12 protein-coding genes are annotated in these 16,054 nt (G+C 58.6%); 5 read left to right on the top strand and 7 right to left on the bottom strand.

The genetic code is table 11. The features are described 5' to 3' along the window. Positions 1 to 3: 3 nt before the first annotated feature. Entirely contained in the window at positions 4 to 1,365 is a 1,362-nt protein-coding gene (locus tag C1N84_RS10975) for a CoA transferase (protein ID WP_264441355.1), read from the bottom strand. Positions 1,366 to 1,411: 46 nt separating this feature from the next. Beyond that, positions 1,412 to 2,296, bottom strand: coding sequence for a DMT family transporter (locus tag C1N84_RS10970; protein ID WP_125309416.1), 885 nt, complete (start codon positions 2,294 to 2,296; stop codon positions 1,412 to 1,414). Between the two features lie 186 nt (positions 2,297 to 2,482). Between C1N84_RS10970 and C1N84_RS10965 the strand changes: the two genes are divergently transcribed. Further along, entirely contained in the window at positions 2,483 to 3,196 is a 714-nt protein-coding gene (locus C1N84_RS10965) for a glutamine amidotransferase (RefSeq protein ID WP_058769654.1), read from the top strand. On the opposite strand, the gene C1N84_RS10960 is transcribed toward C1N84_RS10965, so the two are convergent. Next, positions 3,184 to 3,747, bottom strand: a complete 564-nt coding sequence (locus C1N84_RS10960; RefSeq protein ID WP_058776501.1) for a class I SAM-dependent methyltransferase — start codon at positions 3,745 to 3,747, stop codon at positions 3,184 to 3,186. The two genes, C1N84_RS10965 and C1N84_RS10960, sit on opposite strands and share 13 nt — an antisense overlap. A 272-nt stretch (positions 3,748 to 4,019) precedes the next feature. On the opposite strand from C1N84_RS10960, the gene C1N84_RS10955 reads away from it, so the two are divergent. Further along, positions 4,020 to 5,540, top strand: coding sequence for an acetaldehyde dehydrogenase ExaC (locus tag C1N84_RS10955; protein WP_394541625.1), 1,521 nt, complete (start codon positions 4,020 to 4,022; stop codon positions 5,538 to 5,540). Positions 5,541 to 5,707: 167 nt separating this feature from the next. Further along, on the top strand, positions 5,708 to 5,872 hold the full coding sequence (locus C1N84_RS10950) for a hypothetical protein (protein ID WP_021506344.1): 165 nt from the start codon (positions 5,708 to 5,710) through the stop codon (positions 5,870 to 5,872). 70 nt (positions 5,873 to 5,942) lie between these two features. On the opposite strand, the gene fumA is transcribed toward C1N84_RS10950, so the two are convergent. Both fumA and C1N84_RS10940 read right to left on the bottom strand, forming a co-directional pair. Next, on the bottom strand, positions 5,943 to 7,586 hold the full coding sequence (fumA, locus tag C1N84_RS10945) for a class I fumarate hydratase FumA (RefSeq protein WP_058769655.1): 1,644 nt from the start codon (positions 7,584 to 7,586) through the stop codon (positions 5,943 to 5,945). A 164-nt stretch (positions 7,587 to 7,750) separates the two neighbouring features. Continuing rightward, complete coding sequence (locus C1N84_RS10940) at positions 7,751 to 9,262, bottom strand: anion permease (RefSeq protein ID WP_058769656.1); 1,512 nt, start codon at positions 9,260 to 9,262, stop codon at positions 7,751 to 7,753. Between the two features lie 605 nt (positions 9,263 to 9,867). On the opposite strand from C1N84_RS10940, the gene C1N84_RS10935 reads away from it, so the two are divergent. Together C1N84_RS10935 and C1N84_RS10930 are read left to right on the top strand one after the other, a co-directional pair. Further along, positions 9,868 to 12,648 carry a flavocytochrome c gene (locus tag C1N84_RS10935; RefSeq protein WP_021506341.1) on the top strand — a complete coding sequence of 927 codons (2,781 nt, stop codon included), beginning with the start codon at positions 9,868 to 9,870 and terminating at the stop codon, positions 12,646 to 12,648. Positions 12,649 to 12,697: 49 nt separating this feature from the next. Further along, positions 12,698 to 13,663 (top strand): FAD:protein FMN transferase, encoded by a 966-nt coding sequence (locus C1N84_RS10930; protein WP_238560970.1) that lies wholly within the window; start codon positions 12,698 to 12,700, stop codon positions 13,661 to 13,663. Here the strand turns inward: C1N84_RS10930 and dcuR are convergent. Then, complete coding sequence (gene dcuR / locus C1N84_RS10925) at positions 13,657 to 14,376, bottom strand: two-component system response regulator DcuR (RefSeq protein WP_021506339.1); 720 nt, start codon at positions 14,374 to 14,376, stop codon at positions 13,657 to 13,659. The genes C1N84_RS10930 and dcuR overlap by 7 nt on opposite strands. Then, the gene (locus C1N84_RS10920; protein WP_058769658.1) at positions 14,369 to 16,003 is read right to left on the bottom strand and encodes a sensor histidine kinase; all 1,635 of its coding nucleotides are present in this window, start codon (positions 16,001 to 16,003) and stop codon (positions 14,369 to 14,371) included. Before C1N84_RS10920 ends, dcuR begins: the two co-directional genes overlap by 8 nt. Positions 16,004 to 16,054: the final 51 nt, after the last annotated feature.

The raw sequence follows: 16,054 nt of genomic DNA, 5'->3' as shown, positions 1-16,054 counted from the left end.
TCGTCACCAGCAGGGATGGCTGCTGCCGGGCAGCTGCGCCGGTGCCGCGCACAGCATCGGCGTACCGGGCAGATAAGCCGCGGCGCGCAGGCGCTCGCCAATCCCCCAGCGATTGATCTCCAGCGCGCTCAGCGCATCGTGCGGCTGCGGCGTAATGCCGCGCTGTTCGCCTTGTGGCGCTGCGCCGTGCTGCTGAAGCAGCAGCGCGGTACGCGCCAGCGACAAACGCGCCTGCCAGCCGGTGCCGTTAATTCGGCGCTGGCGTAATCCTTCCAGCACCGCGGCCGCCATCATATAGCCGGTGGCGTGATCCAGCGCCTGCACCGGCAGCGGCGTCGGTTTAACGCCTGCCTGCCAGCGCATACCCTGTTCGGCGATGCCGCAGGCCATCTGCACCAGGCTGTCAAAACCGCGCCGGTTGCGCCACGGCCCGTGCCAGCCCCAGGCGTTGAGGCTGACATCCACCAGCCCCGGCGCCAGCCGCTGACGGCTCTCCGCATCCAGCCCCAGCTTTTCCAGTGCATCCGCGCGGTAGCCGTGCACCAGCACATCCGCATGTTGTAGCAGCGTAATCAGCCGATCGCGCCCGGCGCGGGTTTTGATATCCAGCTGCGTGCAGCGTTTGCCGCAGTTGATCTCCTCTTCCAGCGTCGGTTCACGCCAGCCGGGCGGATCGATGCGCAGCACCTGCGCGCCGAGGCTGGCCAGAAAGCGGGTCGCTACCGGTCCGGCAATGATGCGCGTCAGATCCAGCACCCGCACGCCCAGCAGCGGTCGCGCCGGCAGCAGCGCCCAGCCCGGCGTGGGCGCTTCGCCGGTTGCCCGTTGGGCAATCAGCGCTTCTTCGCTTACCGCCAGCCCCTGCGCGTGCTGCTGCCACTGTTGTGAGCTGCGCATCCAGGCGGCACAGCCGCCGGCGTCGACCACGGCCTGCTCCAGCGCGTGTCCCTGCCAGCGTGCCACCACCGCCGCCAGCGATGATCGTTCGGCGTGCTCGCCCAGCACGCGCGCCATGGCGGCGCGATGATGCGGTGCGTTGGTGTGCAGGCGGATCCAGCCATCCTCGCACGGATAGTCACCGGCCAGCGCATCCCACTGGGCGGCTGGCGGACGGTTCAGCGGCGTCAGGCTGTGCTGAAACCAGCGCGAGGCCAGGCGGACGTTGACGCTGACCGGGGCCGGACGCCCCAGCAGATCGCTCAGCGCCTGGCTGGCGAGGCCGATGCTGGTGGCGGCGAGTTCGCTAACGGCAAAAGCCGAGGGGAAGCTGTCGGTCTGAATAAAGTGGATCGTTGGCGCGTGTTCCGCACCTCGCAATCCCTGCCACAGTTGCTGCCACAATGCGGCAGCACGTTGAGAATCCATGCTAAACCTCCGGAAAACACGCGAGCTTCAAGCATAGCAGAGTGGATCAGCGGCGGCGCAGGCGCGGAAAGCGGGCATGCATACGCAGGTTACGCAGGTTAATCACCGCAATCGCCGTCCCCAGCACCACCAGCGAGGCTCCAAGGATTTTGAAGCTGTTCATGCTGTCACCCAGCACCAGCACGCCCATCAGTACCGCCAGCACCGGCGTCAGCAGCGAGTAGGGCATGATCAGGTTGACGTTATATTTTTTCAGCAGCGCGTACCACAGCGTGTAGGCGACAATCGACGAGGCGAGGGCGCTGTACAGGATGCCAAACCAGCCGCGCCAGCCGGCGTGGCTCAGCGCGGTAAACTGCTGCGATTCGGTCAGCCACGAGGCCGCGCCGACAATCGGCACCGCAAGGAAAGAGATCCAGCCGGTGAGCGTCAGCGGTTTAATCGGCGGTGACTTTTTCACAATCATGTTGCTCACCGCCCAGCCAGTGGCGCTGCACAGCAGAATACACAGCACCCACCACGCCGGAATTGTCGGGCTGCCGGAGAGCACCACCACCCCGGCCAGCGAGATGGCGATACCGCACAGCTGCACCAGCCGCAGTTTCTCCTTCAGCACCACCATCGCCAGCAGCATGGCAATCGGTGTGCCCAGCTGGACCACAATGGCGCCGGTGCCGGCATCGGTATAGCGCATGCCGACAAACAGCAGCGAAAAGTGCATGAAGCCAAAAGTAAACGCCAGCGTCAGCAGCCACGGCAGCTGGGCGCGCGTGATGCGGCAAAACGGCACCAGCACGATAGCCACCACCACAAAGCGCATCCAGGTGAGAAACAGCGGCGGAAGCTCCAGCAATCCCCACTTCACCGCCACGTTATTGAAGGCCCAGATGCAAACTACCATCAGAACCAGAAAAAAATGCCGCACCGCCACGCTGCTGTCCTTTGTTTTATCGATGTTGTCACCGTCTAATGATGGCACGAAGGCGATCGGTTAGCGCACGCGGGCGACGCTTTTTTTCGTAATGGCATTAGCTTATGCCGAAAAATCCAGGACAGGGGGCAAATTTACTGTCAGAGTGGATGTCCGAAACACGATCATTTGAGGACCGTATTCGGCATGACACAGATCCGCACCTTACCCCTTGCTCTGATTCAACTCGAAACGCCGCCGCCGCAGGTGGTGGCAAAAATTGGTGAACAACCACAGTGGTTTATTGCAGCCCTGGCGCTACAGCCGGATGATTATGTCATTGTGCGGCCGCATCTCGGGGAAGAGTTGCCGGCTTTCTCTGGCATCAGCGGCGCGATTTTCAGCGGTTCGTGGGCGATGGTGACCGATCACGCCGACTGGAGCGAGCGCACCGCCGCCTGGATTCGTGCAGCCATCGACGCGCAACTGCCGCTGCTCGGCGTTTGCTATGGCCATCAGCTGATGGCCTATGCGCTGGGCGGTAAAGTGGGCGATAACCCGAACGGCTGGGAGCGCGGGCTGAAAACCCTGACGCGCACCCCGCACCGCGATCCGTGGCTGGCACAGTTGCCGGAGGCCTTCCCGGCGTGGTTGTCGCACCGCCAGTCGGTGCTGGTACCGCCGCCGCAGGCACAGGTGCTGGCGCGTTCAGCGCTGGATGGTTGTCAGATCCTGCGCTATTCGCCGCAGGCGCTGTCGGTGCAGTTCCATCCGGAGTTCGACCATAACATCATGACCGCCTGTCTGCCTTCCGGCGTCAGCGATGATGGCGCGCAGCTGTCAGGCGAAGACTGGGCGCGCGAGCTGCTGCAGCGTTTCTGGCAGCAAACGCGCCCGCAGGCGCAGGCTCAGGGCGCGTAATGCCGCGTGCAGCGATAAACCCAGGCGGGTGGCATATTTTTCAGCACCCGCTGGCGCTGCCAGGTGAAGTAGCGTGACAGGCTGGGCTGCGTCAGCGAGGTGTATTGAAACTGGATAAAGACGCCACGCGGCCCCAGTCCTTCATGCACCGCGCTAAGAATGGCGTCGCGCGTTGCGGGCGGCAGTGACAGCAGCGGCAGGCCGGAAAAAATCACGTCGTACTCGCCGGACAAATACTCTGCGGAGCAGGCGCGCACCTGCATGCGCGCATCGTTCCAGCGGCGTAACCCTTTTACCAGCTCGGGACTGATTTCAAACACATCCAGCTGCGCCTGCGGTGCCATATGTGCCAGCAGATGGCGGGTCAGCACGCCGTCGCCGGCGCCCAGCTCGGCAATGCGCAGGCTGTGCTCCCAGTTGACCGTTTCACACATGGCGCGACACAGGGCGGCTGAAGAGGGCGTGATGCTGCCCATTTTGCGCGGATTGCGGATAAATTGCTGAACGAAGTTCGCTTTGGCGCGCATTACCATCAGGGCTGAAGCCAGCATCTTGTTCTCCTGTTCACGGGTCTGCTTCATATTGACCGCACAATTCGCACATGTTCCGCTTTTCATCACGCTTATGGCCAAACTCGGAATTATCTGTCTGCGACAGGCGCAGGTTATGGCGTGACGGCAGGGCAGTTTCTTAATGCCCTCTTTTCCTTCGATGCGGTCACAGTTTCCCGCTGAGCGATCTGACAGGCTGGCATTGTTCGCTCAATGTTAATAACAAGTTTAAATGTTGTTAATCGCCACTCTGTCCCGCAAGGAGAAACACCATGCGTTACGCTGCTCCGGGAGAAACCGGTTCTCTCATCCACCTGCAATCGCGTTATGGCAACTTCATCAACGGCGAATTTGTTCCGCCGGTAAACGGTAACTATTTTGTTAACACCACGCCGGTCAACGGCTCGACCATCGGCGAATTCCCGCGCTCGGATAAACAGGATATCGACAACGCCATCGCCGCCGCACAGGCCGCTGCGGACGCATGGGGCAAAACCTCGCCGCAGGCGCGTTCGCTGCTGCTGCTGAAAATTGCCGACCGGCTGGAAGCCAATCTGGAAGCCATCGCGGTCAATGAAACCTGGGATAACGGTAAGCCGGTGCGTGAAACCCTGGCGGCTGATTTACCGCTGGCGGTTGACCACTTCCGCTACTTTGCCGGCTGCGTGCGCGCCCAGGAAGGCACCGCGGCAGAGATTGACGAGTTCACCGCCGCCTACCACTTTCATGAGCCGCTTGGGGTCGTCGGACAAATTATCCCGTGGAACTTCCCGCTGCTGATGGCGGCGTGGAAACTGGCGCCGGCGCTGGGTGCCGGTAACTGCGTGGTGCTGAAGCCCGCTGAACAGACGCCGCTCTCCATTACCCTGTTGATGGAGCTGATTAAAGACCTGGTGCCGCCGGGCGTGATTAACGTGGTGCACGGCTACGGCAAAGAGGCCGGCGAGGCGCTGGCTTCGCATCCGGGTATCGCCAAAATCGCCTTTACCGGATCGACCGCCACCGGCGGCCACATTCTTGAGCTGGCGGCAAAAAGCCTGATCCCGTCCACCGTCGAGCTGGGCGGCAAGTCGCCCAACATTTTCTTCGAAGACATCATGCAGGCGGAGGAGAGCTTCATCGAAAAAGCAGCCGAAGGCGTGGTGCTGGGCTTCCTTAATCAGGGCGAAGTCTGTACCTGCCCGTCACGCGCGCTGGTGCAGGAGTCGATTTTTGAGCCGTTTATGGCGGCGGTGATGAAGCGCATTCAGACCGTTAAGCGTGGCGATCCGCTCGACACTGAGACCATGATCGGCGCGCAGGCGTCGCAGCAGCAGTTCGACAAAATTCTCTCTTACCTGGAGATTGCTCAGCAGGAGGGCGCGCAGGTGCTGCACGGCGGCGGGGTGGAGAAAATCGGTGAGGCGTTTGCCAGCGGTTACTACATACAGCCGACGCTGCTGAAAGGTGATAACAGCATGCGCGTCTTCCAGGAGGAGATTTTCGGACCGGTGGTCGGCGTGCTGACCTTTAAAGACGAAGCGGAAGCGATTGCCATCGCCAACGATTCGATTTACGGCCTCGGTGCGGGCGTGTGGACGCGCGATATTAACCGTGCTTACCGCGTAGGTCGCGCGATCAAAGCCGGTCGCGTCTGGACCAACTGCTATCACCTCTATCCGGCGCACGCCGCGTTTGGCGGCTATAAAAAATCCGGTATTGGCCGTGAAACCCACAAAATGATGCTCGATCACTATCAGCAGACCAAAAATTTGCTGGTCAGCTACAGCACGCAACCTCTCGGCTTTTTCTGATTTAACCGGCAGCGGTGCGCGCCGCTGCCGCCTTCATGGCAACGTCACACAGCCCTGTCACAGTGCTGACAGAAAAAACAGATTATTCCCCCTGTTATTAAGACGCGTCTTGTCGATATTAAGAGACGTGAGTTTATACAGTAACGCACCGTTTTTAAGGAGAGAAGATGAACACCCTGTACCACTTTCAGGAGCAGCACGACGAAGTGCTGGATGCGGTCGAAGAGAATATCATTACCGTAAATCTGCCGGGCCGCCAGGCGATCTACGTGATTGGCCAGAACGACGACGATGCCGATCTGTTGCTGGACGTGCAGCTGCGCGGTGTGTGAGCGCCGCAGGGGCTGGCAGACAAAAAAATCCGCAGCTTTTACGCCGCGGATTTTTTTATTGCAGGCCGGCTTATTTCACGCAGGCAGCACACTGGTTGTGGATTTGCTGGAAGAAGTCATTGCCTTTGTCATCCACCAGGATGAACGCCGGGAAGTTCTCCACTTCAATTTTCCAGATCGCTTCCATGCCCAGTTCGGCATACTCCACGCATTCCAGACTCTTAATGCTTTGCTGCGCCAGCACCGCCGCCGGGCCGCCAATACTGCCCAGATAGAAGCCGCCGTGTTTATGGCAGGCATCAGTCACCTGCTGGCTGCGGTTACCTTTGGCCAGCATCACCATGCTGCCGCCGTTAGCCTGCAGCAGATCGACGTAGGAGTCCATGCGGCCGGCGGTGGTCGGACCGAGTGAACCGGACGCGTAACCTTCCGGCGTTTTCGCCGGGCCTGCATAGTACACCGGGTGATCTTTGATGTACTGCGGCAGACCTTCGCCGTTGTCGATGCGCTCTTTCAGTTTGGCGTGCGCAATATCACGCGCCACGATGATGGTGCCGTTCAGCGACAGACGTGTTGCCACCGGGTAAGCGGAGAGCTGGGCGAGGATCTCGCTCATCGGGCGATTGAGATCGACGCTGACCACTTCGCCTTCGCCCTGCTGACGCAGCGCTTCCGGGATATAGCGGCCTGGGTTGTCTTCCAGCTTCTCGATCCAGATGCCTTCGCGGTTAATTTTGGCTTTGATGTTGCGGTCAGCCGAGCAGGAAACGCCCATGCCCACCGGGCAGGATGCGCCGTGACGCGGCAGACGCACCACGCGGATATCGTGAGCAAAATACTTACCGCCAAACTGCGCGCCGAGGCCGAGTTTCTGCGAGGCTTCCAGCAGTTCCTGTTCCAGCTGCACGTCACGGAACGCCTGACCGTGTTCGTTACCTTCGGTCGGCAGCGAATCGTAATAGTGGGTTGACGCCAGTTTCACGGTTTTCAGCGTGCTCTCAGCGGAAGTGCCGCCGATGACAAACGCAATGTGGTACGGCGGACAGGCCGCCGTGCCGAGCGACATCATTTTATCGATCAGGTAGTTTTTCAGCTTCGCTGGTGTGATCAGCGCTTTGGTTTCCTGATACAGATAAGTTTTGTTAGCAGAACCGCCACCTTTGGCGATGCACAGGAATTTGTATTCGTCGCCGTCAACGCTGTAGAGATCGATCTGCGCCGGCAGGTTGGTGCCGGTGTTGACCTCTTTGTACATATCGAGCGGCGCGTTCTGCGAGTAGCGCAGGTTATCTTCGATAAAGGTGTTGTAAACGCCCTGAGACAGCGCGGCTTCATCGCCGCCGCCGGTCCAGACGCGCTGGCCTTTTTTACCCATGATGATGGCGGTGCCGGTGTCCTGGCAGGTCGGCAGCACGCCCTTGGCGGCGATTTCTGAGTTACGCAGGAACTGCAGCGCCACGTATTTGTCGTTCTGGCTGGCTTCATCGTCCGCCAGAATCGACGCCACCTGCTGCTGATGTGACGCGCGCAGCATGAAAGAGGCATCGTGGAACGCCTGCTGCGCCAGCAGCGTCAGCGCTTTCGGGTCGACTTTCAGGACTTCTTCACCGTCAAAGTTGGCCACCGAAACATGGTCGCGGCTCAGCAGATAGTACTCGGTATCATCTTTGGCGAGAGGAAAGGGATTCTGGTAGTAGAAGGGTTTGTTCGACATGTTGGCTCACTTAGCTTCGTGTTGCCCGCCAGCATGACGGGCGACAAATTAGGCGATCTGTTATTCGATTTTCTCTCGCCAGTCCGCGGCAAGAGCTGACTGGCGAGTATCATACCACTTTAACGTTATTACGCGGCTGCGTTTTTAACATCAAAGCAACATCATCAGAACATCATCACCATCCACGGGTAGGCAATGACCATCAGCGCCACCAGGAACAGGGCACCAAAGATGGTACCGAGACGCCAGTAGTCTTTGGTTGGCAGGTAGCCGCTACCGTAGTAAATCGGGCTTGGGCCTGTGCCGTACGGGGTGATAATGCCCATCACACCCAGTGAGGTACACATCATCAGGCAGAACACCGGCATGTTGATGCCTGGAATCGACGCGGCGATGGTCAGCATGGCAGGCAGCAGGGCGGTGGTGTGCGCCGTGGTGCTGGCGAACAGATAGTGCAGCAGGTAGAAGGCGACCAGCAGTACCACCGCTGAAACCTGCGGGTCGTAGCCGTGCAGCAGCAGCGCCCCTTCTTTACCCAGCCAGGCGATGAAGCCCACGCGTGCCAGGCCATCGGCCAGCGCGACCAGGGTGGCAAACCAGGCAAAGGTGTTCCATGCGGCTTTGTTGCTGGTGATATCGTTCCAGTTCAGCACGCCGGTCCACAGCATCAGCACGATAACCAGCAGGGCGGCCATCGCCGGTTCAATCCATGCGGTCGCGAAGATCCACATCATCAGCGCAGCGACCACGAACACCAGCAGCAGAATTTCATTGCGCGACAGCGGACCCAGTTTCTCCAGCTCGGCTTTAGCCCAGCGTGGCACTTCGTCATTCACTTTCACTTCTGGTGGATAGAGCCAGTAAGCCAGCAGCGGCATGGTGAGAATCAGCAGGATCCCCAGCGGCAGGAAGGCGAGGAACCACATGCCCCACGAGATATCAAAGCCAACCACGCTTTTTACCAGCGCCAGCGCCAGCAGGTTAGGGGCCAGCGCGGAGAGGAACATTGAGCTGGTGATACAGGCGGCGGTGATAGCAACCCACATCAGGTAAGAACCAATTTTGCGTGCGCTTGGGTCGTTAGGTTTAGAACCGTACAGCGGCGGCAGGTTGGCAATGATGGGATAGATGGTGCCGCCGCTGCGCGCGGTGTTGGACGGCGTAAACGGTGCCAGCAGCAGGTCGGCAAAGGTGATGGCATAGCCGAGCGTCAGGCTGCGACGGCCGAGATATTTCACCAGAATCAGCGCCAGGCGGCGACCAAACTGGGTTTTATCGTAGCCGGCGGCAAACATGAAGGCGCCGAAAATCAGCCACACTGTGGAGTTGCCGAAGCCGCTCACCGCCCATTTAAACGCCTGTCCGGCCGTTTTGAACTTCGGATCGGCCAGTTCTGCCGGGCTGAACAGCACGTACTGGCTGAACAGCGCGATGATCACCACACCGGTCAGGCCGATGACCGCGCCCGGCAGCGGTTCGAAGATCAGGCCGACAATCACCCCGACGAAGATGGCGAAGAAGTGCCATGCATACGGCTCCAGCCCGGCAGGGGTAGGTACCAGCAGCAACAGCACGGCAACCACGATCGGCAGGCACAACATGACTAGCCGGTTCTTTTTCCCCGGTGCGGCAGGTGGCGCCTTTAGGGGTTCACTCTGGGTTGTTTGTGTATTCATAGTTTTGGTCTGCAAGTTATGGGAATGCGATTGACGGCCCGGTCGGGTTGATTTTTTTAGTTACGAAACGCTTGTAGCAGATCAACCGGGACGTTTTAAAGTGTCTTTTACATGAATCTTCGTTATTGCAATTTTGCTTCGCGAATTATCAATTGAATGACGCTATGATGCGATTAATTAAAATATCTATTTTGATCTGGATCAATAAAATTATTAGCGGGTTTTTTGTTTTAACGTTTTGCGCCGTAATAAATGAACCAACAGGTGTAAAATATGTGTTAAAAGTGAACGAAACGGCAAAAATAGCGCCAGAGTCGGTCGAAAAGCTCTTTTTATCTCTTTGATATTACTTCATTTGTTTTAAATGTAAGGAAAAAGTTGATTTTTGTCAAGTATTGGTTAAAACTTAGCGGAGCGCGGATTTCAGCAATGAGCAATAAAAAGTATTTTCACGCGTAAAACTTATATAACTAACATTCTGGGTTATGTAACTAAATAAAATGGTATATTTATACCATGAAGTCGGACCACTTAAATTAATTATAAAGACCTCCGAACTGCCAAAGAATTGAATACACGATTTCTTAATTCTGGAGTTGCTCATCATGAATACGCTCACCCCGATTCTTAATCCGCTGACATTACCGAAAGGGGCGGTGCTGAAAAACCGCCTGGTGATGGCCCCGATGACCACCTGTACCGGCTATTACGACGGCGGCGTGACCAGCGATCTCGTTGAGTATTATCGCGTGCGTGCCGGCAGCATCGGCACCGTGATCGTCGAGTGCGCCTTTATCGATAACCGCGGTCCGGCGTTCCCGGGCGCTATCGGCATCGACAGCGACAACAAAATCCCTGGCCTGGCCAGAATCGCGCACGCCATCAAGTCCCAGGGTTCCAAAGCCATTCTGCAGATTTACCACGGCGGCCGCATGGTTGAGCCCGCGCTTATCGGCGGGAAAACCCCGGTCGCGCCCAGCGCTATCGCCGCGCCGCGTGAAGGTGCCAGCACCCCGCAGGCGCTGACGGCGGAAGAAGTGGAGGTGATGATCACCAAGTTTGGTGATGCGGTGAACCGCGCCATTAAAGCCGGCTTCGACGGCGTGGAGATCCACGGCGCTAACACCTACCTGATTCAACAGTTCTACTCGCCTAACTCTAACCAGCGCGACGACAAATGGGGCGGCAGCCGCGACAACCGCGCGCGCTTCCCGCTGGAAGTGCTGGAAATCACCCATAAAATGGCGGAGCGCTTCGCCGCAGCGGATTTCATCATCGGCTATCGCTTCTCGCCGGAAGAGCTGGAAGTGCCCGGTATCCGCTGGGACGACACGCTGTACCTGCTGGAAAAACTGGCGGCGCGCGGGCTGGATTACGTGCACTTCTCTGTCGGCCAGCTGCTGCGTCCGTCGATTGTCGACACTCAGGATCCGACGCCTTTAATCAGCAAATACATTGAACAGCGCTCGGCAACGCTGGCGAAAGTGCCGGTGATTGGCGTTGGCGGCGTGGTGAACAAAGAGGATGCCGAACTGGCGCTGGCCTCGGGCTTCGATCTGGTGGCGATTGGTAAAGCCTGTATTGCCTATCCGGACTGGGCCGATCGCATCATCAAAAACGAGCACATGGATCTGTACATCGACAGCACCAAACGCGAAGCGCTGACCATTCCGGAACCGCTGTGGCGCTTCTCGCTGGTGGATGCGATGATCCGTGACGTCAGCGATGGCCATCGTAAGTACAAAGCCGGCGTTTACCAGGCGAAAGTGGAAGCCGAAGCGCTGAAGCTGAAAATCAACGTGACGCTCGACACCGACCGTATCACCGACATCTCGCTGGTGCCGGATCCTAACCTCGACGTCGATTTCACCAGCACCTTTGAAAGCCTGCGTGAACGTATTCTGGTGGCGAACAGTCCGCACGTCGATGCCATTACCGGCGCTACCACGCAGAGTGAGGCGCTGAAGAAAGCGGTATCGCGCGCGCTGACCACTTCCAGCAAAGAGTATGTGATTGAAGAGGGCGGTAACCCGAATGCGCCGGTCAATTACGATGTGGTGGTGGTTGGTACCGGCGGGGCCGGTCTGGCGGCGGCGATTCAGGCGCACGATGACGGCGCGCGCGTGGTGATCATTGAGAAGATGCCCACCATTGGCGGTAACACCATCAAAGCGTCGGTGGGGATGAATGCCGCGGAAACCCGTTATCAGAAACTGAAAGGCATCGAAGACAGTAAAGAGCTGTTCTACGAGGAAACGCTGAAAGGTGGCAAATTCAAAAACAACCCGGTGCTGCTGCGTGAGTTCGTTGAGCGTGCGCCAGAAGCCATTGAGTGGCTGGCGGCGAAAGACATTGAGCTGAGCGATATCACCATCACCGGCGGCATGAGCATTGACCGTACGCACCGTCCGGAAGATCGCTCGGCGGTGGGCGGCTTCCTGATTAGCGGCCTGGTGAAAAACGTTAACCAGCGCAACATCGAAGTGCTGCTGGAAACCTCAGTGGCCGAGATTCTGTTTGAAAACGGTGCGGTGACCGGCGTGAAAGTGGTCGATGAATATAACGACAGCCGCATCCTGAATGCGAAAAGCGTGATTGTGGCCACCGGTGGCTTCAGTGCCAACCGCGAGATGGTGGTGAAATACCGTCCGGAGCTGGATGGTTTCGTCACCACCAACCACAAAGGCGCCACCGGCAGCGGTATCGCCATGCTGCAGAAAATTGGCGCTGAGACCGTCGACATGGGCGAAATCCAGATTCACCCAACGGTTGAGCAGACCACCTCGTACCTGATTTCCGAAGCGATGCGCGGCGGCGGGGCGATTCTGGTCAGCCAGGCCGGTAAGCGTTTCTACAATGAAATGGAAACCCGTGACAAAGTTTCTGCCGAGATTATCGCGCTGCCGGAAAAAAGCGCGTGGATCGTGTTCGATGAGCAGGTACGTGCCAACAACAAAGCGGCGGACGAATACATCGCCAAAGGCTTTGTGATTAGCGCGCCAACGCCACACGAACTGGCGGTGAAACTCAACATGGATCAGGAAACGCTGCAAAGCACGCTGGGCCGTTACAATGAGTTTGTGATTAACCAGAAAGACGAAGACTTTGGCCGTGCCACCGCGCTGCGTCATCCGCTCAATCAGGGTCCGTTCTTCGCGATTCGTATCGCACCGGGCGTGCACCACACCATGGGCGGCGTGACCATCAATACCGAGACCGCGGTGCTTGACGCGCAGAAACAGGTGATTCCTGGTGCCTGGGCGGCGGGTGAAGTGGTCGGCGGTATCCACGGTGCGAACCGCATCGGCGGTAACGCCGTCGCCGATATCATTATCTTTGGTATCAAAGCGGGCCGTAATGCCGCTAAACTGGCGTTAGGTAACTAAGCTATCACGATGCCCGCGCCCGCGGGCATCGTTCTTTTGCGGGGCCACAATGACAAGCGACGCTGGCGTCCATTCCTATTCTGCCGTCCTCATGGGTTCGCCCATTCTGCTTAAACTGTTCGAAGACAATCCCACGCTGGCCAGCCAGGTCTTTCGCCTGATCAAACAGCAGGAAAACCTGTTTACCGTCAACCGCGCCGAATCTGAAGTGATGGCCATTAATCAGGCCGCCGGACGCCATCCGGTGGTGGTGAGCGCGCCGGTTTTTGCGCTGATTAGCGTGGCGCACGCGGTGAGCATCCTGCCGGACAGCGCGTTTAACTTCACTATCGGTCCGGTGGTGAAACGCTGGAAGATTGGTTTTCAGGGGCGTGAAGTGCCGCCCGCAGCGGAGATTGAGACGCTGCTGCGCCTGACCGATCCACATCAGGTGGTACTGGATGCCGAACAGCGCTCGGTGTTTCTGCCGCTGCCGGGCATGGAGATCGATCTGGGCGCCATCGCGAAAGGCTACATCGCCGATGTGGTGCAGGCATTTCTGCGTCAGCAGGGTGTTGCGCAGGCGCTGATTAATCTCGGTGGCAATGTGCAGACGCTCGGCAGCCCGCCGCATCAGCCGCAGGGCTGGGGCATCGGGCTCAAAAAACCGTTTGGCCGGGACGATGAGCTGCTGGGTACGCTGCAGGTGCAGGGCAAATCGGTGGTGACGTCCGGGATTTATGAGCGCTACTTTGAACGCGACGGCCGCTGCTGGCATCACATCTTTGATCCGCACACCGGCTATCCGCTGGACAATGAGTTATTGAGCGTGACGGTGATTGCCGATCGCTCGCTGGATGGCGATATCTATACCACGCTGCTGTACGGCATGGGCCCAGAGCAGGGGCTGGCGTATCTCGCCGGCCAGCCTGATATTGACGCGGTGTTTGTCACCCGCGATCGGCAGATTATCTGCTCGCCGGCGCGCCATTTCCGCTTCAGCCAGCTGGATTTCAGCTGGCAGCTGCGTCACTGACAGTACTGCTGCAGCAGCGAATGGTACTCCGGCTGCAGGCGATAGCGATACACCGGGCGGCCGGTGGCGCCGTAGTGAATGCTGGTGAACAGAATATTAATCTGCGCCAGCCAGATCAGGTACTTGCGACACGAAACGCGTGAAATGTTCACTTCGGCCGCCAGCTCGTCGGTAGAAAACTCATGGCCGGGGTGGGCGTCAATCCACTGACACAGCGTGCGCAGCGTCTGCGGCGTTAAGCCTTTCGGCAGCCGTTTGTTGTCGTGCTGGGTGGCCGGGCTGCCGTGCATCAGCAGATCGAGGTCCGACTGCTGGTAGTAGTGCTGGTTGTCCATCAGCGATTTTTTCTGCCGCCAGCCGGTCAGCGCCTCTTCAAAACGCGGGAACTGGAACGGTTTGATCAGGTAGTCGACCACGCCGTAGTGCAGCGAGGTTTTGATATTCTCCGCGTCGGCCGCTGACGAAATGATGATCACTTCCACTGAACTCTGCGCCTGGCGCAGCTCCGGCAGCAGATCGAGCCCGTTCTCCTGCTGCATATAGATATCCAGCAGCACCAGGTCGATCGGCGTTTCGCTATTAAACAGGAACTCGCGCGCCTGCTGCAGCGTCGCGGCGGTACCCACGCAGTGAAAGCCCGGCACCTGGCCGATAAAGCTGCGGTTCAGCTCGGCCACCATGGCGTCATCGTCGACCACTAACACGTTAATCATGCGGTTTGGTTCCTCCATCCCACGGAAGTTGGACTAAAAATTGGGTGAACACGCCAGGCTCGGACTCCACGCTGACGCTGCCGCCGAGGTGCTCCGTCTGCTGTTTCAGCAGGAACAGGCCGACCCCGCGATCCTCGCCTTTGGTAGAGAAGCCCTTGTCGAACACGGTTGCCAGATGCTGCGGCGCAATACCCGGTCCGTCATCGCTCACTTCACAGGTCAGCCAGCCGTTCTGATAGTGCAGCATGACGTGGATTTCGCCCTCGGTCTGCTCACTCATCGCATCCAGCGCATTCTCCACCAGGTTGCCGACCACGGTGATCAGCGCCGCCATTTGCTGCTCGTTGCCGCTGTCCGGCAGGTAACTGGCATCGCTGATGGTCAGACGATGGCCGCAATCAGAGGCGCGGTTAATTTTGCTGAGCAGAAAACCGGCAATCACCGGTGATTTGATCTTCTCCAGCAGGAAGCCGATTTCCGTCTGATAGTTATTAGCGGTCTTCAGAATATAGGCTTCTACCTGCGCATAATTTTTCATGTGCAGCAGGCCAAGGATCACATGCAGCTTATTCATGAACTCGTGCGAGCGCTCACGCAGGGCATCAACATAGTTTACCATGCCGGTCAGACGCTGCATCAGCTGGCTGATTTCGGTCTTGTCCCTGAAGGTGCAGACCGCGCCGATAATGCGTCCCTGACTGCGCACCGGCACGGTGTTGCTCAGCAGCAGTCGGCCATTGACGTTGAGCTCCTCATCGCGCCGTGCGCGACCGCCGTTGAGCACTTCCTGCAGATGCTGGTCGATCACCGAGGCATCATAAATGCGCGCGGTACTCACCACGCTGCTGCCCATTTTATCGCTCAGCAGCTGGCGCGCCGCCTGATTGACCAGCGTCACCTCGCCCTGATCGTCCATCGCCACCACGCCTTCCTTGACGGAGTTAAGGATCGCCTGGCGCTGCTCAAACAGGGTGGAAATTTCGTATGGCTCGAGGCCGAACAGGATACGCTTCAGCACGCGCACCAGAATGAAGGTGCCAACCGCGCCGGCAAAAGTGCCGATCAGAATGGTCCACAGAATGCTCCAGCGACTCTGGTTGATCTGGTCGGTGACCGCCTCCAGCGAGATGCCGATAGCCACCACGCCAATCTGCCGCTGCTGGGCGTCGTACACCGGGGTAAACACGCGCAGCGATTTGGCCAGCGAGCCCTGATTCACGGAGACATTCTCGTTGCCACGCAGCGCCGGTTCGATGTCCGGGCCGATAAAGTGTTTGCCCACCAGCTCCGGATTACGGTGTGAGTAGCGGATGCCATCCATGTTAGTGATGCTGATAAACAGCAGATGGTTGCTCTCTTCCACCGCTTTGGCGATGGGCTGGATAGCGGCCCGGTCGGGCGGCAGGCGCAGCGCCTGCTGAATTTCGGGTGATTTCGCCAGCGTGCGCGCCACTGCCATGGCTTTATCCTCCAGCTGGCTGCGCGTCGCGGCGCCAATCTGGAAGAAATAAAACATGTGTACGCTCAGCAGCACCAGCACAATCACCGCGCTGAGCATCAGCGTCACCAGGGTGTTGAGCTTCATCGGTCGCCTGCGCACTGGCGTGGCTTGCTGTGGTGAGATCATGGTCGTGCTCTGCGGAAAACGGGGGGCTATTATGACGGATAATCCGCAGCG

It is taken from the genome of Pantoea sp. SGAir0418 (assembly GCF_043529865.1).
The sequence above is the reverse complement of the archived record's forward strand: the minus strand, read 5'-3'. Positions and strand labels throughout refer to the sequence as shown.

Coding starts and splice junctions, on each gene's coding strand:
- C1N84_RS10975 (WP_264441355.1), bottom strand. CDS start 1,365: ATGGATTCTCAACGTGCTGCCGCATTGTGGCAGCAACTGTGGCAGGGA.
- C1N84_RS10965 (WP_058769654.1), top strand. CDS start 2,483: ATGACACAGATCCGCACCTTACCCCTTGCTCTGATTCAACTCGAAACG.
- C1N84_RS10960 (WP_058776501.1), bottom strand. CDS start 3,747: ATGCTGGCTTCAGCCCTGATGGTAATGCGCGCCAAAGCGAACTTCGTT.
- C1N84_RS10955 (WP_394541625.1), top strand. CDS start 4,020: ATGCGTTACGCTGCTCCGGGAGAAACCGGTTCTCTCATCCACCTGCAA.
- C1N84_RS10950 (WP_021506344.1), top strand. CDS start 5,708: ATGAACACCCTGTACCACTTTCAGGAGCAGCACGACGAAGTGCTGGAT.
- fumA (WP_058769655.1), bottom strand. CDS start 7,586: ATGTCGAACAAACCCTTCTACTACCAGAATCCCTTTCCTCTCGCCAAA.
- C1N84_RS10940 (WP_058769656.1), bottom strand. CDS start 9,262: ATGAATACACAAACAACCCAGAGTGAACCCCTAAAGGCGCCACCTGCC.
- C1N84_RS10935 (WP_021506341.1), top strand. CDS start 9,868: ATGAATACGCTCACCCCGATTCTTAATCCGCTGACATTACCGAAAGGG.
- C1N84_RS10930 (WP_238560970.1), top strand. CDS start 12,698: ATGACAAGCGACGCTGGCGTCCATTCCTATTCTGCCGTCCTCATGGGT.
- dcuR (WP_021506339.1), bottom strand. CDS start 14,376: ATGATTAACGTGTTAGTGGTCGACGATGACGCCATGGTGGCCGAGCTG.
- C1N84_RS10920 (WP_058769658.1), bottom strand. CDS start 16,003: ATGATCTCACCACAGCAAGCCACGCCAGTGCGCAGGCGACCGATGAAG.